10 protein-coding genes and 1 pseudogene are annotated in these 18,098 nt (G+C 58.6%); 3 read left to right on the top strand and 8 right to left on the bottom strand.

Annotation, left to right across the window (positions count from 1 at the left end):
- Nucleotides 1–79: 79 nt before the first annotated feature.
- Nucleotides 80–1,351, bottom strand: coding sequence for an MFS transporter (locus B6N23_RS10695; protein ID WP_305498676.1), 1,272 nt, complete (start codon nucleotides 1,349–1,351; stop codon nucleotides 80–82).
- Between the two features lie 139 nt (nucleotides 1,352–1,490).
- Between B6N23_RS10695 and B6N23_RS10690 the strand changes: the two genes are divergently transcribed.
- Nucleotides 1,491–3,428: a type IV pili methyl-accepting chemotaxis transducer N-terminal domain-containing protein gene (locus B6N23_RS10690; protein ID WP_305498674.1), complete on the top strand. Its 1,938-nt coding sequence runs from the start codon at nucleotides 1,491–1,493 to the stop codon at nucleotides 3,426–3,428.
- 7 nt (nucleotides 3,429–3,435) lie between these two features.
- Nucleotides 3,436–4,101, top strand: a complete 666-nt coding sequence (gene narL, locus B6N23_RS10685) for a two-component system response regulator NarL (protein WP_305498668.1) — start codon at nucleotides 3,436–3,438, stop codon at nucleotides 4,099–4,101.
- Nucleotides 4,102–4,175: 74 nt separating this feature from the next.
- Here the strand turns inward: narL and brxL are convergent, their stop codons facing one another.
- From brxL to B6N23_RS10650, 7 genes are read right to left on the bottom strand one after another with little or no spacing between them, the layout of a single operon-like run.
- Nucleotides 4,176–6,227: a BREX system Lon protease-like protein BrxL gene (gene brxL / locus B6N23_RS10680; RefSeq protein WP_305498665.1), complete on the bottom strand. Its 2,052-nt coding sequence runs from the start codon at nucleotides 6,225–6,227 to the stop codon at nucleotides 4,176–4,178.
- 12 nt (nucleotides 6,228–6,239) lie between these two features.
- Nucleotides 6,240–8,753 carry a BREX-1 system phosphatase PglZ type A gene (gene pglZ / locus B6N23_RS10675; RefSeq protein WP_305498664.1) on the bottom strand — a complete coding sequence of 838 codons (2,514 nt, stop codon included), beginning with the start codon at nucleotides 8,751–8,753 and terminating at the stop codon, nucleotides 6,240–6,242.
- Entirely contained in the window at nucleotides 8,750–10,630 is a 1,881-nt protein-coding gene (locus tag B6N23_RS10670; RefSeq protein WP_305498662.1) for a DUF262 domain-containing protein, read from the bottom strand. The genes pglZ and B6N23_RS10670 overlap by 4 nt, the downstream gene beginning before the upstream one ends.
- Before the next feature lie 20 nt (nucleotides 10,631–10,650).
- Complete coding sequence (gene pglX, locus B6N23_RS10665; RefSeq protein WP_305498660.1) at nucleotides 10,651–12,402, bottom strand: BREX-1 system adenine-specific DNA-methyltransferase PglX; 1,752 nt, start codon at nucleotides 12,400–12,402, stop codon at nucleotides 10,651–10,653.
- Nucleotides 12,395–12,679 carry a hypothetical protein gene (locus B6N23_RS10660; protein ID WP_305498658.1) on the bottom strand — a complete coding sequence of 95 codons (285 nt, stop codon included), beginning with the start codon at nucleotides 12,677–12,679 and terminating at the stop codon, nucleotides 12,395–12,397. Before B6N23_RS10660 ends, pglX begins: the two co-directional genes overlap by 8 nt.
- A complete protein-coding gene (locus tag B6N23_RS10655) occupies nucleotides 12,676–15,714 on the bottom strand; it encodes an RNA-directed DNA polymerase (RefSeq protein WP_305498652.1) in 3,039 nt (1,012 codons plus the stop codon). The genes B6N23_RS10660 and B6N23_RS10655 overlap by 4 nt, the downstream gene beginning before the upstream one ends.
- Nucleotides 15,711–16,370: an Eco57I restriction-modification methylase domain-containing protein gene (locus B6N23_RS10650; protein WP_305498650.1), complete on the bottom strand. Its 660-nt coding sequence runs from the start codon at nucleotides 16,368–16,370 to the stop codon at nucleotides 15,711–15,713. The genes B6N23_RS10655 and B6N23_RS10650 overlap by 4 nt, the downstream gene beginning before the upstream one ends.
- A gap of 129 nt (nucleotides 16,371–16,499) precedes the next feature.
- Between B6N23_RS10650 and B6N23_RS10645 the strand changes: the two are divergent.
- Nucleotides 16,500–17,923: pseudogene (locus B6N23_RS10645) on the top strand (IS1380 family transposase).
- The last annotated feature ends 175 nt before the right edge of the window (nucleotides 17,924–18,098 follow it).

Here is an 18,098-nt window from a genome sequence, read left to right as displayed (position 1 = left end):
CTGCCCGGTTACCTCCATATACCGCCCCTCTACCCCCAAGGTGATAGGCCCGCCGAACGAGGGGGATAAGCGCGACGGCTCAGGCCCGCCCGGCGCGGCCGCTGGCGTGGTCCCAGACCATCACCAGCATGCACACGACCAGCGAGCCGTAGAGGAACATGAAGCCGGCGGTGCGGATGCCGACCCACTCGTTGCCCACCACGAAGACCAGCGGCAGCAGGGCGGCGAAGAGCCCGCCCAGGCTCAGCGCCAGGCCGCCCACCAGGGGCATCTCGTCGCGATGGTCGCGGTGGATCAGGCGCATCAGGCTGCCCTTGCCGACCCCCATGGCCGCCCCCATCAGCGAGAGCAACAGCAGGAAGCCCCACAGCGGCGCCTCGTAGTGCAGGGTGATGGGGGCATGCACCCCCTCGACCCGCATGGTGAAGGGGGGGTAGGAGAGCAGGAACAGGCAGACCAGCACGAAGGCGCTGACCCACCAACGCAGGGCACGGAAGTCGCGCCGATCGGCCCAGGCCCCGCCGATCACCTGGCCGATACCCACCGCCAGGACGAAGGGCACCGCCGTCAGGGCGGCCTGCTTGAGTTCGAGGTGGTACTGGGCGCTCAGATAGGCCGGCAGCCACAGTGCCAGCGCCACGAAGGCGCCGTAGAAGAAGCTGTAGACCAGTGCCAGGCGCCACAGCCGCCAGCAGGCCAGGCGGGCCAGCAGTGCCGCCAGCGGCAGCGGCCGCGCGGGGCGAGCGCTCGGCTCCGCCTCGAGGTCGTCGGCAAAGAGCCACAGCAGGGCGGCCACCACCAGCACCGGCAGCAGGTAGAGCAGCGGCGCGCTGCGCCAGCCATAGGCCTGGCTGACCAGCGGCAGCAGCAGGTAGCTGAGCCCTGCGCCCACCATGCCGGCGCCATAGAGGCCCAACGCCAGACCAGCGTGGCGCCGTGGGCAGAGCCCCGCCACATAGACCAGCCCCGCCGAGAGCGACCCGGCGCCGAGGCCCAGGCCGGCACCGGCCAGCAGGAAGTGGTAGTAGTCCCGGGAGTGGGAGAGCCCCCACAGGAAGGGGCAGATCAGCAGCAGGCAGGCGATCATCACCCGCCGCCCGCCTAGTCGTTGTGCCAGCAGCGCCATGGGCAGCGCGGCCAGGGCGCCCATCGCCATGGGCATGGCCAGCAGCACCGCGAAGCGGGCCTCGCCGAATCCCAGCACGCCCTTGAGCTCCACCCCCAGCACCGCAAAGATGGTCCAGCTGGCGAACACCAGCGCGAAGGCCAGCGGCGAGAGCAGCACGACGGCCAGGGGCCGATGGCCCCCGGCAGGATCCAGGTCCAGGTCTGGCGGGTAGGCAGCAGGCATGATCGCGGGCCGGGGAACGAAAAGGAGTAGGGGGAAGTCTCGGTAGGGTGGCCCGCCGGGTCAAAGGGGCATAGGGGGTAGGCGTCATACCCCCATGGGTGTAGTAGACTGGCTGACTCATGCAGGATCGCGAGGCGCAATGAAACTGCTGCGACACTCCCTGGTGGCCCGGATCATCGCCTCGTTGCTGGCCATCAGCGCCCTGGCGCTGGTCAGCATCGTGGTGACCATGACCGTGGCCTCGGACAGCCGCGGCGACGCCGCCGCCATCAACGTGGCCGGCTCGCTGCGCATGAACACCTACCAGATCGTCAGCGCCCTCCAGCGCTTTGATCAGCAGCCAGGCGAGGCGGCTCGAGCGCGGGTTACCGAGCTGGCCGAGCGCTTCGAGCAGCGCCTGGCCAGTGTCGAGCTCACCGGCGCCCTGCCCGACGCCGAGGACCACCCCCTGCGGGAGCACCACCACCGGCTTCAGGCACGCTGGGCCGAGGAGCTGGCCCCCCAGGTGGCACTGGCCACCGCCGGCGGCGGGGTGGAGCCCGATTCCCTGCGCGAGACCCTCGATGAGCTGGTTGCCGAGATCGACGCCATGGTCACCCTCCTCGAGCAGAACAGCGAGTCGAAGATCCAGCTGCTCAGCGCCCTGCAGATCCTCTTCCTGGGCCTCACCGCCGTGGTGGTGGTGATCGCCCTCTACGATATCCGCCACAACCTGGTGATGCCGCTGCGCCACCTGGTGGTGCTGGCCCGGGAGGCCGCCCACCGTAACTTCGGCCACCGCACCCGGCTCACCGGCAACGACGAGCTGGCCCTGCTGGGGCGCACCTTCGACGCCATGGCCGAGGAGCTCGGCGCCAGCTATGCCGAGCTGGAGGCCCGTGCCTCCAGCAAGAAGGCGGAGCTGGAGCGCAGCAACCGCGCCATGCAGGTAATGCATGACGGCAGCCGCGCCCTCTACGGCGGCGGCAACGATCTCTGCGCCAGCGCCGCCCCCATGCTGCGCCGCCTGGAGCAGCTGCTCCAGATCGGCCCCATCCGGCTCTCGCTCCACGACCCCCACGACGAGCGCGATATCCCGATACTGGCCACCCACTCGGCGCGCCGCCCCGAGTACTGCCGCGACCACGACTGCCACGCCTGCCTGCTTGACCCCCAGCCGCTCAAGCTCCAGGAGACCGAGGCCGGGGAGTGCCTGCTGCTGCCGGTGAGCGTGGGCGACCTGATGCTCGGCACCCTGGAGGTGTGGTATCCGAAGAGCTCTCCGCTGCCCGACAGCGTGCGCCGCCTGCTCAACGCCCTCGCCGACCAGCTGGCCACCGCCATCTACCTGCAGCGGCGCATCGAGGAGCAGCAGCAGGTCACGCTGATGAACGAGCGCACCATCATCGCCCGGGAGCTCCACGACTCCCTGGCCCAGTCGCTCTCCTACCTGAAGATGCAGGTGGCCCGTCTGGAGCGCATGCAGGCCAAGGGGGTGGGGCCGGAGATCCAGGCCCCGGTGTTCGACGAGCTGCGCACCGGCCTGGACAGCGCCTACCGCCAGCTGCGCGAGCTGCTCACCACCTTCCGCCTCAAGCTCGAGGGCCCGGGACTCGCCAGCGCCCTGCGCCAGACCGTCACCGAGTTCGGCGAGCGCCTCGAGACCCGCATCGACCTGACCGTCGACCTGCCGCCCCATCTGCTCAATCCCAACGAGGAGATCCACGTGCTACAGGTGGTGCGGGAGTCGCTGGCCAACGTGGTCAAGCACGCCAACGCCCACTGGGCGGCGGTGTCGGTGACCTTCCACGCCGCCCGGCTCCACGTCATCATCGAGGATGACGGCGTGGGCCTCTCGGACGACAGCTCGCCGCCCATGCACTACGGGCTGGTGATCATGCGCGACCGCGCCGAGACCCTGGGCGGCCGCCTCTCCCTGCGCAATCGCGAGGGCGGCGGCACCCGGGTCGAGCTGGTCTTCACCCCGCAGACCGCGCGCCTGATCAGCCGACACGTGGGCGAGGCCGGCGTGCCCGCCACCCCCGTCGACCCGCGCCTCGACGCCATCGCCACCGACCACCACGGGAACAGGAACTGATCCAGGCATGACCGACAAGACCCCCGACGCCCCCGCCAGCATCCTGATCATCGACGACCACCCGCTGCTGCGCCGCGGCGTCTCCCAGCTGCTCGAGCTGGAGGATGACATGGCGCTGCTCGGCGAGGCCGGCGAGCCCGAGACGGGCATCCGCCTGGCCCTGGAGCTCGACCCCGACATGGTGCTGCTGGACCTCAACATGCCCGGCATGAACGGCATCGAGACCCTCAAGCGGCTGCGCGATGAGGGCTATGCCGGACGCGTGGTGATGTTCACCGTCTCCGATCACGAGGAGGACGTGGTGGCCGCCCTGCAGGGCGGCGCCGACGGCTACCTGCTCAAGGACATGGACCCCGACGAGATGATCCGCCAGCTGCGCCAGGCGTCACTGGGCCGCATGGTGATCAGCGAGAGCCTCACCGCCCTGCTGGCCGAGGCCCTGCGCAGCCAGCGCAGCAGGCCCACGGCCCCGGACATCCACAGCCTGACCCAGCGCGAACGGGAAATCCTGCGCGAGCTGGCCGGCGGCCTCTCCAACAAGATGATCGCCCGCAAGCTCGACATCACCGAAGGCACGGTCAAGGTCCACGTCAAGCACCTGCTCAAGAAGCTCAACCTGCGCTCCCGGGTCGAGGCCGCGGTGTGGGCCGTGCAGGAGGGGATCGACAGGTAGTTCGCAGTCTGCTCAGCTGGCCAAGTATTTTCCGCTGTGGTGACCCGGCTGGGTTAGCCGACTAGATCATCCAGTTAACCCAGCCTGATAAACGTCACCTCAAAGGCCTTGCTGGAGCGAAACTGCTGCAACCGGTTGGCAAACGCGAAGGCTTCATTCATCTCGTAGTGCTGGAAGATGTCCAGCCCTCGATCCAGTGAAATCTTCCAGCCGTGGTCTGTAACGATATGGCGGGCGTGAATGGTGCCGCTTTCGTCAAACTCCCAGGTGAAGTCGATGCCCACGGTGCGAGCGGATTCCTGGATTTTTTCAAAACTCTCGTCTTGTAAGTCACCCTTGAACTCGTCCCGGACGGTGACGAGATGAACCGCCACTTCATCCTCTTCGGCCTTGTTCTTCACGATGGCCTCGAGAAACTCCATGAAATTGCGGATCTGGTAGAAAAGCCGAATGTAGGGGTCTGTGACGGTAATCTTGCTGGCTCCTTTCAGGTATGCGCCAAACAAACCGTCGAATGAAATGCCTTTTTGATTTTCCTGGAAGGTCAGGTGCTTGTCCTCCAGTACGGGTTCTGAGGCGAGGGGCTCCTTGGGCTCGCGACCTTTAACGTCTGCTGCTGGCTCGGGGTATAACCCCCCGTCATCAGGGGTGGAAACCGTCTGGTGGTAGTAGCCTGGGTACTCTTCCTCCTCAAGTGTGGTGACAAGCGTTTCCTGGCCCTGCTGATCTTGGTAGGAAAAGCGTACTTCACCGTAGGTGGTGTCAATCCGCTGTAACTGGTCCTTGACCCGCTTGCGCCCCTCGATGGCAAAACGCAGCACTTCTTCAACCTCATCCCTGGTTGCTCCGCCCTGGGGGAACAGGATCTTCATCAAGCCGGAAAAGGTCTTGTTGATACCGTCCCGGTCACGGGTCGAGATATCCGAAGAGAGGGTAAAGTGCTCCCGGTACTGATCGGAATAATCGTAGTTCCGCATCGAGCGCAGGATTTCTGCAAGGTAGTCCACCACGAAGCCATAGCCGTCGGAGAACATCTCGCCCCGGATGATGTCGACCTCCCACCCGGGGATGTAGAAGTGGATCCGGTCGAGGAAGGCAGAGTCATAGAACTTGTCCGGCAGCTCATCGAACAGGTCCGAATGCTTCAGCATGTACGGAACGGTATGCCGGGTGTTCCCCACGAACACCATGGACGCCTCGGCGCCCAGGGTTTCCACGCCCCGGGAGAAGGACTTATTGGCCATGTAGTTCTTCATGATGTCGACCAGGGCCTTGTCGACGCGCTTTTGCTTGCCGGCAAACTCATCAAAAGCTACGCAGTCCCAGTAGCCCACCAGGCCGATTTTGCCGCTGGAGTTATTCACAAACAGCTTGGGTACAGTGACTTCACCACCGGATACCAGGATCCCATGGGGCGAGAATTCGGAGTAAACGTGGGATTTACCCGTCCCCTTGGGGCCAAGTTCGATCAGGTTGTAGTTCCGTTCGCAGAACGGAATCAATCGGACCAGTTGCGTCAGCTTGCTGCGCCGTCCGAACATCTCCGGGTTAAAGCCGATACTCTGTATCAGCAGGTCAATCCACTCATCGGTGCTGAACTGCTGCCGCGCGGCAACGTAGGCGTCGTAGTCGAAGTGAGATAGCTGAATCGGCTTGAGGGTGGACAGAATCCAGGGGCTGACGTTCTGGTCTTCAGAAAATACGTATTCGATATCCGCAATGCACCAGACGCCGCTTACCAGCAGTTTGGGGTGGGCCTTCACGGTCCCAGAATCCACCAACACCTTCTTGATTCCCAGGTTGGAAAACTGCGCCTCGTAGGCATCCGTCTTCTCATTCAGGGCCACGCTGATCTTATCGATGACCTTGTAGCGCCCCTTTTCCTTGATATTCGAGCGCACCAGCCCGGCCTCGTTGCGGTGGACATAGTGCTTGGCCAGAATCTCCTTGACCGTTTCAATCCCGGTTTGGATCGTGGCCTCGTCGTTAGTGGCGCAGTATTGGCCGAGCAGATACTCCAGCACATATGAGGGGACGATGGCATTGCCCTTGACCGTTTTCACCAGGTCTTTGCGCACCACCAACCCGGGGAAGTGTTCGTTGATCTTTTGGTCAAGCGTACTCATTGGCTATAACCCTTAGAAATCAAAATCGCTGGTAAAGGACCGCCGCATCAAATACCTGAGCGACTTGTATTCCTTGTAGTGGGAGGTGCCGGCGTGCTGTTCTTCCAGCTTTAGGAAAACCTCCTGGCCATTGGCCTCATCCGCCTTGCGGCTCAGCACGAAGCGCACCTGAAGCTCCCGCTCGCGGGGGTTCTCCGAGGTCAGGTCAAACGACAGCTCGTGACTGTCCGAAATCAACTCCCCTGACTGGGTGTAAATTCCGGCCCGCAGGTGGCGAGGCTGTACTTTCTCGGTAACCGGTCCGGACTGATACAAGGTGACCGCCAGTTGGCCGGAAGTAATCACCGAGCTGGCCCCCCGGAGGATGTCGACCTCAACGGCGCTGACATCACTCTGGCGCTTCTTGTTAACCTTCAGGACCGGAATCACAACCTCCTGAAGGGATGCGCCGCCATGCACAAAGCGGCTGCCAGAGCCTTTAAGGCGCAGCCGGTTGATGGACTTAGGAATCTGCACTTCCATCTCGCCATCCAGCCCAAGCTGCTCAGACGAGAAGTGATGGAAGGCCGGAGAGGCGGACAGCCCCTTACCCAGCACGAACCGACGGTCCCGGTAGCGAATATCATCGCCAGAAACGGCATCGCCCAGGAAATCACTCTCATCCAGCTCACGGTTCTGGTAAATAAAGCCATGATCTGCGGTGATCAGCAGGTTATTGGCGTTGGCCGCCGTGAGCTTCTTGATCAGACGAATCAGGTCATCCAGGGTTTGTTCTGCGGCTTCAAAGGCCTGCCCCTCTGAATGCATCTTGTCGCCAGTGTGATCGATGCGGTTGTGGTAGATGTACAGCACATCATTACCTTTGAGCAGCTCACGGCTGTCTTCCCGGTTGAGCTGCATAAAATCCTCCGCCTTGACGGCCTGGCCCCGACCATCCAAGGCGGCCTGCAGGATTTTGGTACGGTTGACCGTGCCCTGAGAGCTTTGGCCATCCACCAGTACCGTACCGGTGTCGTTGTCGGCGATCGCCAAGGACTTGTTGGGCAGCAGCGCCGCCATACCGAGCTGGGTATAGCTGGGAAGGGTCGAGAGTGCCGGTTCAAGCTCCGCGCTGTAGCGATCTTCCTGCCGGATAAGGCCCAGCAGCTCATCACCAATCTCATAGCGCATGGCGTCGGAAATGACCACACAAATCCGTTTGTCCTTGCGCAGGTACGGGCGAACCCAGTGCTCGAAAAAGGCCTTTTGCTGAACGACCGGATAGGCCTCCCAGCGCGGCGCGGCGTCGACATGAACCTGGAAGCCATCGCCCAGCTTGAGCAGGTAGTTGTTGGAATACAGGTTCTCCACCTGCTCACTGAGCTCGCCCATCAACGATGCCTGGCCGGACATGCGCACATGGTAGGTAAACTTGCGGTAGAGCTGGTCCAACTGGAACCAGGTGCGGCTGTATCGCTGAACGCCGTCGGAGAGGCTGTCCATGGTGAGACGAGCCTCACCCAGCATCTGGACAAAGCGGGCCGCAAACTCAATGGCTTCATACAGGTGGCGGAACTCCCCGTACCAATGGCCCTGGCGCCGCTGCCGCACCCACAGCGCCACATCGCCGCTGGTAACTGTGCGGCTAACCACCGCCCGCACCAGGTCACTGATAATCTTCTGGTCGATTAGCCGGAAGTAGTCCAGCTCAACCAGGTCCCGGAAGTCCCGCTTGCCCAGGTCCTGCTCAATGCCGAGCACCCCGGCACACTCGGCAGACAGGGTTTCAAACCCCTGCTCGAACTGCCGGCTGTCTTTCCAGCGTTTGAGGAACACCAGGGCGTCGCCGGTCAGTTTGACCTCGCCATCCGTACGCTCTCCAACAACAGTCATGGCGTAGCAAGACTTGAACAGCTCAATCACGAAGTCTCGCAGGCTCGGCTCACTGGCCTCGTAGCCGTAGAAACGGGTCAGTTGTTCCCACAGGAAACTATCCAGACCACAGCGCTCAATCAACCGGATGCCATCATCTCGGTCTTCCGCGAGTTGCTGCAGCAGGGTTTCCACCACCGAGTCCATACGGGGCTCACTACCGGCACATACAGCCAGCATCTTCAGGCGAAGCTGACCGGCAGTGTCGTCCGGCTTCAGCAGCTTCTTCAACGCCTCCTTGCGCTTGATCGCCTGGAAAAAATCCGCGTGGGCCTGGGCCACCTCGGCGAACTCCAGTCCCAGCTCCAGTTCGGACAGCCAGATAGCCACCTGGTCAGTCCGGAACTCGCCGTGGGCCAACTGCACATCCAGCAACCAGTTATCCAGATCCTCCGGTTGCGGTCCTTCTTTGTACAGAAGGAACTTCTGGTCGGGTGACTCCCGCAGAACACGATATTTCAGACTGTACTCGTTGTTGGCGATTTCCAGCTTCTCCACGTGCGGGATGGAAACCGTCTCGAAATCACCGCGCAGCTCTTGCTTGGTGTCGTACCAGAAAATGATCCGGTGCTTATCAAACAGTCGCGTCAGAGCCGTTTGAATCTGGCTGCTCATGAGACCACCTCTTCCAGCTCTTCGTCTTCACTGTCAGCCACACTCTCCGCCGCCAACGGCGCGGACATGTAAACTCGGGATATCAAGCGCTGTTTTAGGGCTTCTCGCCTTGCCAGATAGAACGCCTTGAATGAAGTAAATTCCAGATCCACATTCTCGATGAGCAGATCACTAGGGGTCAGGTGCACATTCTGGTCAGAAAGCCATTCCTTCAAAGGGCGGTCTTTCTTCGCAAGGTTTTGCGAATGATTCAATAGGTGAAGATTGGGGATCGCATTCCAGTGGACTGGATTACGATAAAACGCCATCAACTGCTCGTCATCCTGCAGGAAGCTAGCTTTATTTAGCAATTTCTTGTCAAAAGCTGCCCTCGGGTGAAGGTGATCAATGTGAAAAACCTCTGAAACGTTCATTTCTGGGAACAGCAAATGCAGTAACGCGCGGCAGCGCCCCTCTCCGTGCTGCGTTTCCAGCAGTTTATCGAGGGTTTCTTCATCGAAACGCAGATCCTTGTTCGTCGCTTTGTAACGCTCAATGATGGCGGGCAACGGGAAGGTATCGTCGGTGAGGTGTTTTACTAGAACATCCCTCATGCTGCTTAAAATGGAGTCAGCCTGACCGCCGAAGACCCCTTTCAACAGCGCCATGTAAAACCACTGGCTGATTACCGCACGTTGCTCATGGCATTTCGCTAGATTATTAATTTTTCTGAAGAGTGGCTCTCCTGAAGAGCATTTTTTATACAAGTAGTAACAGATCGGAATAACAGCGTTTCTGGAGGTCAGGGACTGCGGCGTAATACCGAACCGCCGCACGAGGCGGAATGTTTCGGTAATACACTCTTTGATATCAGGCCACTCTTGCTGGATTCGGGCAACCTGCTCGCCCTTGAAATTTCTCACTTTGAAACGGACATCGGCTTCCGTGAGCATCAAGCAGGTTTTCAACAACCAGTCACGCTCTATGTAGAAACCCATCTCCGTGTTCTGATGGATGTGCTGGGTCAAGTCGTCAAGTTCTTTCCGAAAATCTCCATCCCAGTGGGCAACGGCAATTGACATCAGCAGGTCAGAAAAGTCCAGCTTGGTGCCTCCGCTGTTGGTTCGGATAAATACATCTAAAACATGGTCGATTTGCTGACTGTTCTCATTGAAGTAGTGAATGATCCGCTGGGATCGGATCACGTCATAAACTTTCAGTAGTGTCTTTCGGGAAAATGTATTTGTGCTGAGTCCTCGTCGCTCGAGCTCTGGCATTACCACCTCCAAAAGCACATCATCGCTACTTTCGTGGTGTGGATACCTGAGTATTTCATGCATGCAAAGCCAGTGGTGGGCCGGGGTCTCTGCAGCCAATGAGTCTTTATATTGCCGGTCTGTGAGGAATCGGAAGTTGTAATACATCAGTGATTCATCGTCTTCCGATTCCAGTGGTGCTTTCAGGTCCAGATACAGTTTGCGAGGCGGTAACACCTTGTCGTCGCGAGTGCTAGGCCACCAAACTCTTGGCTTCTTGTACGCATATGTACCGCAAAGCCCAATGTAGAGGGATGTAAGACGCTGCTGGCCATCGATGACTGCCCTGAAATCCTTATAACTCGCATTGGTTGAGACGTGAGGGTTTTCCTCACTGAAACGTTGGCAGTAGGATTTCAGGAACTCGTAGAACTTGTAGTCGTTCTTGATGCCATCATCTTTGATTTCCCACATCATGAATGTGTTGATGGGGTAACCCCGCATGATGGAGTCGAACAGCACGCAGATCTGATGGCTGCTCCAGACGAACTTCCGCTGTATTGCCGGCAACAGATAGTCTCGCTGATTAATGGCATCAATCGCGTCTTTGATAGTAATGGCCTTTTCGTACTCACCTGCCATGCCGACAGCTCCTTACTGCTTCAGGACAAGCCTGGAATTTTCTTCAAAGCGTCGCCAAATTTCGGATAGTTGGCCTTCACCCCGTCATCGAGATCGATTTCCACCTGCTCTGTAGCCAAGGGATAAAGCACATCCCGCTCGTAGTCATCCAGCTCGGCGAGTATTTTGTTGATCTTCTCGATATCTTTCAGGGCCTTGGTCTTATCACCCTGGGAGGCCCCGGCGCTGATACTGACGGCCTCCAGATGGTTTTTCCGGGCTTGCAGCTTTTCGTCTTTGAAATCGCGCAGATACTCCAGCACCGTGCCCACGGTGTGGGGCTGGTAGCGGTGCATATAGATAAACGCATTGAACGAGCCCTTGGGTGAGGAGAACAGCCAGTAGATGGGTCGCTTCTTGTAACGGCGCACGTGGTCGTTGTAGAAGTCCTTCAGGAAGTACTTTCGGATGTCCTTACCCAGTGCCTGCTCGACAAAGCGGAGGTTTTCGTCATAGTGCTCTTCGCCAAAGGCGATGCGCAGAAATTCACGGAAACGCTCGGTGATGTCGTCTGTGAACCAGTCACCGTCGAGCATGGGGATGACGTTGTCATCGTCTGCCGGGAAGCTGGGCTCCGGGATCTGCTTCAGGTAGTCCTCGATGGTATCTCCCTGATTGGCCAGGATCAGTCCCGGCTTGTCTAGCGCGTAGCGGCCAAACATACAGCCTACGGCGTAGGAGATCAGATCACGCATGGTGTCGGCCAGCAGAAGCGCTTCAAGCTCGTCCTCACTTTTATTGTTACCGTACTGGTAATGGGGGTTACAGGTGAGGGTGATTTCGTTCAGCGGCACTTCGGGGGTCAGCTCATCCTGCAGGTCGTACGCATCGATAAAAACTCGGTTGTTTTCTTCTTCCAGACGCTGCATCTCCAACGTCATCTCGCTCCAATAGGCACGGAGTTTCTGATAGCTAGTTTTCAGCGTTGGCTGGGTAAAGTCGGCATGCAGCAAAGGGAAAACAGTGAAATCCCACGCCGTTTCGAAAGAGTCCCAGTCAGCCTTCCCGAAATCTACAAGCTTCTCAACGTTATGATCTATCTTTTGAGCCTCATCCTTCAGGTTGATGTAGGGCACTCTGGCCATATCACCAACCTGAAATGTTGAGGTTGGATTTAGGATGAGCATGAAATCGTACATCAGCTTGCAGTTCATCAGTCCAAGAACAGATTTCAGCTTGCAAGCTTCCGGGAAACCTGAAGATCCCTTTACATCAAAAATGAAACCCCGAGGGGAATATCTTGCTGCAAAGGAGTTCGTTGTAATGTCAGCCCAGGTGATTCCTTCTCGGAAGTAGTAGTCGGTATTTTGAGGTCTAGACCTCACCTTCCCATTTTCATCCTTGAAGTCTCGGATGCGAGCGCCATCGTCCTGCCAGTCAACAACAAACTCATTGTTTCCATACCACTTTCGCCATTCTCCTCCTTTATTATATGGAAACCATCTTAATCCTGAGGATTGCGCTTGCTCTCTGGAGGCAAATCCGAAACCAATGTTTGTAAAATCAATCTCGTGCCATTCGCGGAGAAAAACTTCATTGCGGCCAGTAGCTAACCCTTGTCTAGGTGTTGCAATTCTTCCGAATGGCTCTCCAGTCTCGAAAGCTTTCCGTACTGCTGAGCTAACCCAGTATGCAATCGGGCTGCCTGAAATTTTTCTAAAATCTTCTGCAGAAGCACGGAAAAAAAGCTTTTCCATACTCTGCTCGGCATTACTTGCTTGAACGTTACTCATCGTTAGTCTCCAAACCCTGCGCCTGCGCTGGCACACTGATCTGTTGCCAGTCATCAGCAATCGTTTTCCAATCCACCTTGCGCTCAACCATCTCGCCGTCGCTGTCTCGACCCGACCACACGGCCCAGAAATCAGGATCATCCGATTTTGGTCGATGGTGCGCGGACAGTGAATTCACCTGAACCAGAACAGGCTGTTCGAAGGTTCGGCCAAATTGGGTGGCATGATGAGACAGGCAGTCATGGCGGCTCCCGAAGGATTGTTGGGCAATGGTCATTCGTCTCCTCCTGTCGGAAGCACTTTTCGGCTATGCTCGATCGAGAACCCGTCAGGCACCGGCTTGAAGGGTTGTGTGGGCGAACGATGGCTACTCTGGAACTGGCGCAAAGCCTTCACATCAATTTCTCCGATCACGCAATAGTCGGTCACACCACCCTTGACCCGCAGTACATCGCGTTTCCAGCTGTTTTTGTAGGGCGCTCGTATTCGGCTATCCCCGTACTGTCGGTCGTTGCATTGGATGATGTAGGCATGGATGTCCAGCGCAGCGGATTCTACAAGCGCATTGAAGGTTTCGGTGTCCTGGTTCCACTCTGGTACAAACAGGGCATCTACTTTGCCCCGCAGGGCCGCGCGATAGCTGATGTTGGTCAATTCGCTGCACACCAGCAGAGCAAAGTGGAAGTCGCCGTGGCGTATAACGGGCGGAACACCCTTGTTCCAAAGTGATCCTGGCTTCATCTCTGCTCCGGCGAGTCGCTTCAGCTCCACCTCTTCGTGCAAAGCGGGGCGCTGTTTGTCTTGCCGGTAGATCATGATAGAGGGAAAGCCCAGGCCATCATGCGACAGAGCTGTCCACACCTGATTGCGCACCCGTGACTTACCCGCATGGAGGTACTCAATGCCTGTAATCAGCGAAATGCCTCGACCTTGCAGCTTGCGGGCGATTCGCATAAACCAATGCGCGGGAAGCGCCAACTCCGGCAGGATAAGGTAACGACTATGCCGGGGCTGTGCGATTAAACTATCGAGCAAGTGGCATAGCCGCGCATAACGGTCAGCATCGGGGTCCGGCATGCGCGTGACGGCTGCCGCCCAGCTTTCGATCCGCGTCTGCCAGCTGGAGACGGCGATGTTGTATTTGCGAGGCTCAGCCCCATCGGGAATCTGAAGCACACCGTTCTTGTCGAAACGGGGTGTTTTGTCGCCGAGACTGAAGCCGCGCAAGGCCAGAACGACGCTGTGCAGAGCGGCTTGCCCTTGTTCGGTGTAGGCGTCTTTGTGCAAGACGAAGAGTTCCGCCAAATTGAAGGGGCGGGTGGCAAACAGCAGCCCATGTGGGAGTCCCTTAATTTTTATCCACTTTGCCAATCGCTGGATGCCTTCTACTGCTGTATCAGGCAGCAGCTCTGAGCCTTGAGCACAATTGAGCACGGTTTTCTTGGCGGGAATTCCGCGTTGCGCGATCATCTCTTTGGGTAATCCCATAAAGCGGAACGGCATATGTGCCAGGTCAAAGGAGAAAAGCCGTGCATGCTGCGACTGAAAGGCTTTGGCCGACACGGGCCAAGAGAGCATGGTTTCGACATCAAGCGTAGGGTGGCAATCCGCCATATGCGCCTCCCATGCCTGCCGGCCCGCCCTGGACAAGCGTGGAGGGAAGGCCGCCGTGATACTTTCGCGAATGGTGGAAAATTGCTTTTCCTGCCAGCAGGCGATGATCTCAGCCTCGGATGGCGCGCTGGCAGATGGACAAGCTTTTATCTCAACATGACAATGTTCACCGACTTGCTGGCAAAGGCGTTCCAGCGCGTCGATGATTCTGCGCAGATCGCCAAAATCCTCACACGCTGTGGCCAATCGAATCACTCGCGGCAAGTAAACAGCCAAGTCGAAAAAATGAGGCAGCACCAAAACATGCTGAATAAAGGCGCGAAAGAAAGCCCGGCGATGCGCTTGCCAGGCATCGGGATGCAAATCCCGCTCATACGCCTCGAAGTCGCGTAGCTTGATGGCGAAGCCGGCGCGCCTCATGGTCAACGCATCGGCTTTACGTAAGTTGTCGGCGGCCTCCCCATCGCTTTGTGTGGCAGCTAGAAGGTCAGTACTAACATGGCCGGCAGACCGCGGTAATCGGGGCATCGCCCGCCATTCGCTGGCACGTTCGTGAATCTGGTGTGCAATGGCATCAACCAGCGTTTTGCCAGGCTCGTCAGCCAGCATGAACACTTTATTTTTAGCATTGGCGAAATAGATCCTACTTTTGTTTTTGCCATTTTTCAGGTAATCAGGCTGAAAGCGGATTTGGCTCTGCTCTTGAGCGTTCACCCAGCCCAGCTTTCCGCCGGAGCGTGCAAACAGCCACTCCCAAAGCTCAACCGTGGAGCGAAACCCAGCGCCATTTTCCATGACCAAAAGAATGTCATCCACATAGCGACCGTAATACAGGGGAGCAACCTGTCGTTCGATGATTCGGTCCAGTTCGATCAGTGCCACATTGGCCACCACAGCAGAGGCGGGCAACCCGACCGGTAGCCCTTTTCCCAAAGGCGTTGCCTCAGCCCAAGCCTGCAAGGCACGGATAAACAGGCGGTGAAGCTTCGCTTGTTCTTCATTGAGTTCCAGCTTCAGAACAGTCTCCAGGAACTCTGGATCCAGCATAAAGCCAGGGTTTAGCTCGTGATAGAAGGAGCTGACATCGGCCGTAAGTGCAACAATTTTTTTGCCCTCATCCAACGCAGTGCGCATGGTGGAGATGCCTTGATCACGCCAATCACGAAACGGCTTCAGGTAGGGCGCGAACGAACCCAACGACAATGGGTTGATGCGTTTTCCGTCCTGTGTGCGCCGCAAGCGGTTGCCATAGGCGCAACCTGTGAGCTTGGCGTCAAACAGATGACCGACCTCCATCATCCACAAAGAGGACAACACGTGGAAATCCATACTGCACTGCGCCATTACACGAAATTCGGCGACAAGCTTCTCCGGTTCCTTTTGGCCCGCCAACAAAGTACAAGCGTACTCCCATTCATCGGCGGGAGATGAGAAGATCAAACCACTACCATGTACTTCTCGGTATTTTTGCCAAGGTGACATATCCACGGATTTCGTGGCCAGCGTCCAACTACCCAGGAACTCCGAAGAAGTAACCCAGGATTCGTCGTCGCCATTATATTGCGCCTGCAACGCTGCGAGATTTTCATAGAGGTCTTCCTCGTAGTCTGCGATAGCATCAAGGGACGCATGGGAGGAGTAATACAGATCGACCTTTGCCTTTCTGTAGGCAAGTCCGTAGCTTTCTAGGCTAATCATGTCGAACGACCCTGCTCAATAGCCTGAGTCATCATGGCCATCTTCTCGGCTTCCGAATTGCCATCGACCAGCCGGAGATAAGCCCCTCGATAGTGCGGCTTGTGCGCGTTTTCGAGTACGAATGCTGTCGTCGAGACCACTTCACCACCAATGCTGTCAAAGGCTCGCGCGCCCAGATGGGCCATCGACAAAATAGTGTGCTGATCGAGAATGCGACCGCGCAAAGCCTCGAAAGAAGACAGGAACATCCAGCTCTGCATCGTGATCATGGCGACAGCACCGCCAATCACCGCCATATCCAGATTACGTTCTATGAACATTGCAAACAGGTCGGACTTGCTCTTTGGGTAGTTCTCCTTGGCCCAGGCGCCAAGCCGTCCATTCATACCCTTGCCGCCCATATAGGGCGGGTTGGCGACGACCACGGCGTAGCGCGGGCTCAAGGCTTCGGCCATGCGCAGTACTTTCAGTACTTTGCTGTGCGTGTCGGCCAGGAACAGGTTACTACCCAGATTCTTGGTCTCCAGCTCGGCCAGCACGTCAGTCACGTTGGTAAGCTTGGGCAAGATCAGGGAGCCGAAGTTGTCAGCCTCCTCGAATTGTTGCAAGGTTTCACGTAAGCCCTGGGTGAACAGGTCGCGGCCCACGGCGCTCATGTACTCTTCCAGTTCATCTGGAGTGAAGCTAACTTTTTCCAACACGCAGATGTTGGGCTTGATCCCGCCTTATTCATGAGACCGGCCTGAAAACGAAGATAGCGGATGGTATCCTCTTGAAAATTCAGTGTGTTCCGCCAAGAACCTGATCCAAGGGAGCCATCCGCTATGGGTGAAAGCCTATCCACCTGGACGCCCTCGTGCAACGGCTCTGTCCGTGTCGAGCTGAGCGGCCACCGCACCACCACCAGCGACAGCGGCGCTTTGTTGCTGCGTGAAGCCCTCGACAACAGCGGCGTGATTGAGGCGCTCGAAGACAACCTGGTCGATCCGCGTCACCCGCTGCGTATCCGCCACTCCCTGGCAGTCAGCTACGCACCCTGGTGCTGCAGCGCGCGATGGGCTGGATCGATCTCAGCGATACCGACACGCTGCGCCGTGACCCGCTCTGGCAGTTGGCCTGTAGCGACGCGCGCGGGACGACGCCATTGGCGCAGGACCGGCCGTCTCAAGCCACGCTGTCGCGGCTGCTGACCTGCCTCGGCCGCAACGACAACATCGATGCCGTGCACGAAGGCCTGCTGCGGCTGGTGCTCTGGCGCCTGACCTCGCTGAAGAACGGCGAGCGCCCCAAGCAGCTGACGCTGGACATCGACGGCCTGCCGATCGAGGTCCACGGTCACCAAGGTGGCTCGGCCTACCATGGCCTTTACGGTACCCGCATCTACTCGCCGCTGGTCGCCTCGCTGGCCGAAACAGGCGACATGGTCGGTGGCCTGCTACGCGAGGGCAACGCCGGCCCGGCTGAGAATGCCGATACATGGATCCCCCATCTGGTGACGCGGCTCAACGAGAGAGCACTGGCGCCCAGGTTCGGGTGCGCATCGATGCCGGATTCACCGACAACGACACGCTGGAGGCGCTGGAAGAGCGCGACATCGAGTATCTGGGCCGGTTACGCAGCCACAAGGGCCTGCAAAAATTGGCGGCGCCCTACCTGAAGCGGCCCCGCGGCCGACCGCCTGAACAGCCTCGAGAATGGTGCCATGACCTTGAGTACCAAGCCGGTTCCTGGCCGGCACCACGGCGCGTCGTGCTGGTCGTGCAGGAGCGCCCCGATGACCTGCTGCTGCATGCCTTCTTCCTGGTCACCAACCTCAGCAAGTTCGACTGGCCGCCAGAGAAGGTCCTAGCACTCTATCGCAAGCGCGGCAGCGCCGAGGCGCACATGGGCGAAGTGAAGTCGGCGCTCGACGTGCACCTCTCGTCGACCGATCGCGGCGCCTCCACCGTTCAGGACGTGATGGCGCGCAACGAGGTGAGCTTGCTGCTCAGTCTCTACGCCTACCAGGTCCTGCATGGGCCTGCGCTGCCTCCTGGAGCGGCAAACCCGACAAGGCTGGAGCCTGAGCCGGATGCGCGAGCAGGTGCTCAAGGTCGCCGCCACGCTGAGGCTGCACGCTCGGCGAATCACCGTTCATCTGGGTGCCGCCGCCGACAAGTGGTGGCCGACGCTGCTGAAGGGGCTACCGAAGCTGACCGCACTGAGCTGACGCTCCTGCGAGAGACCACCACAGCATCAGAAAGCGAGCGACCGGAGCGGCGGTCGGCGATCACGGCTGCTTGGACGGCCGCCATTGATTCCAAAGAGCTATAAGTAAGTAGGAAAAGGGCTGCGTTCTGGCATTACTCAACAGCCACTCGCGCTGAAGAGGCGAATCCTGATAA

It is taken from the genome of Halomonas alkalicola, from assembly GCF_030704205.1.
GTDB lineage: Bacteria > Pseudomonadota > Gammaproteobacteria > Pseudomonadales > Halomonadaceae > Halomonas > Halomonas alkalicola.
The sequence above is the reverse complement of the archived record's forward strand: the minus strand, read 5'-3'. Positions and strand labels throughout refer to the sequence as shown.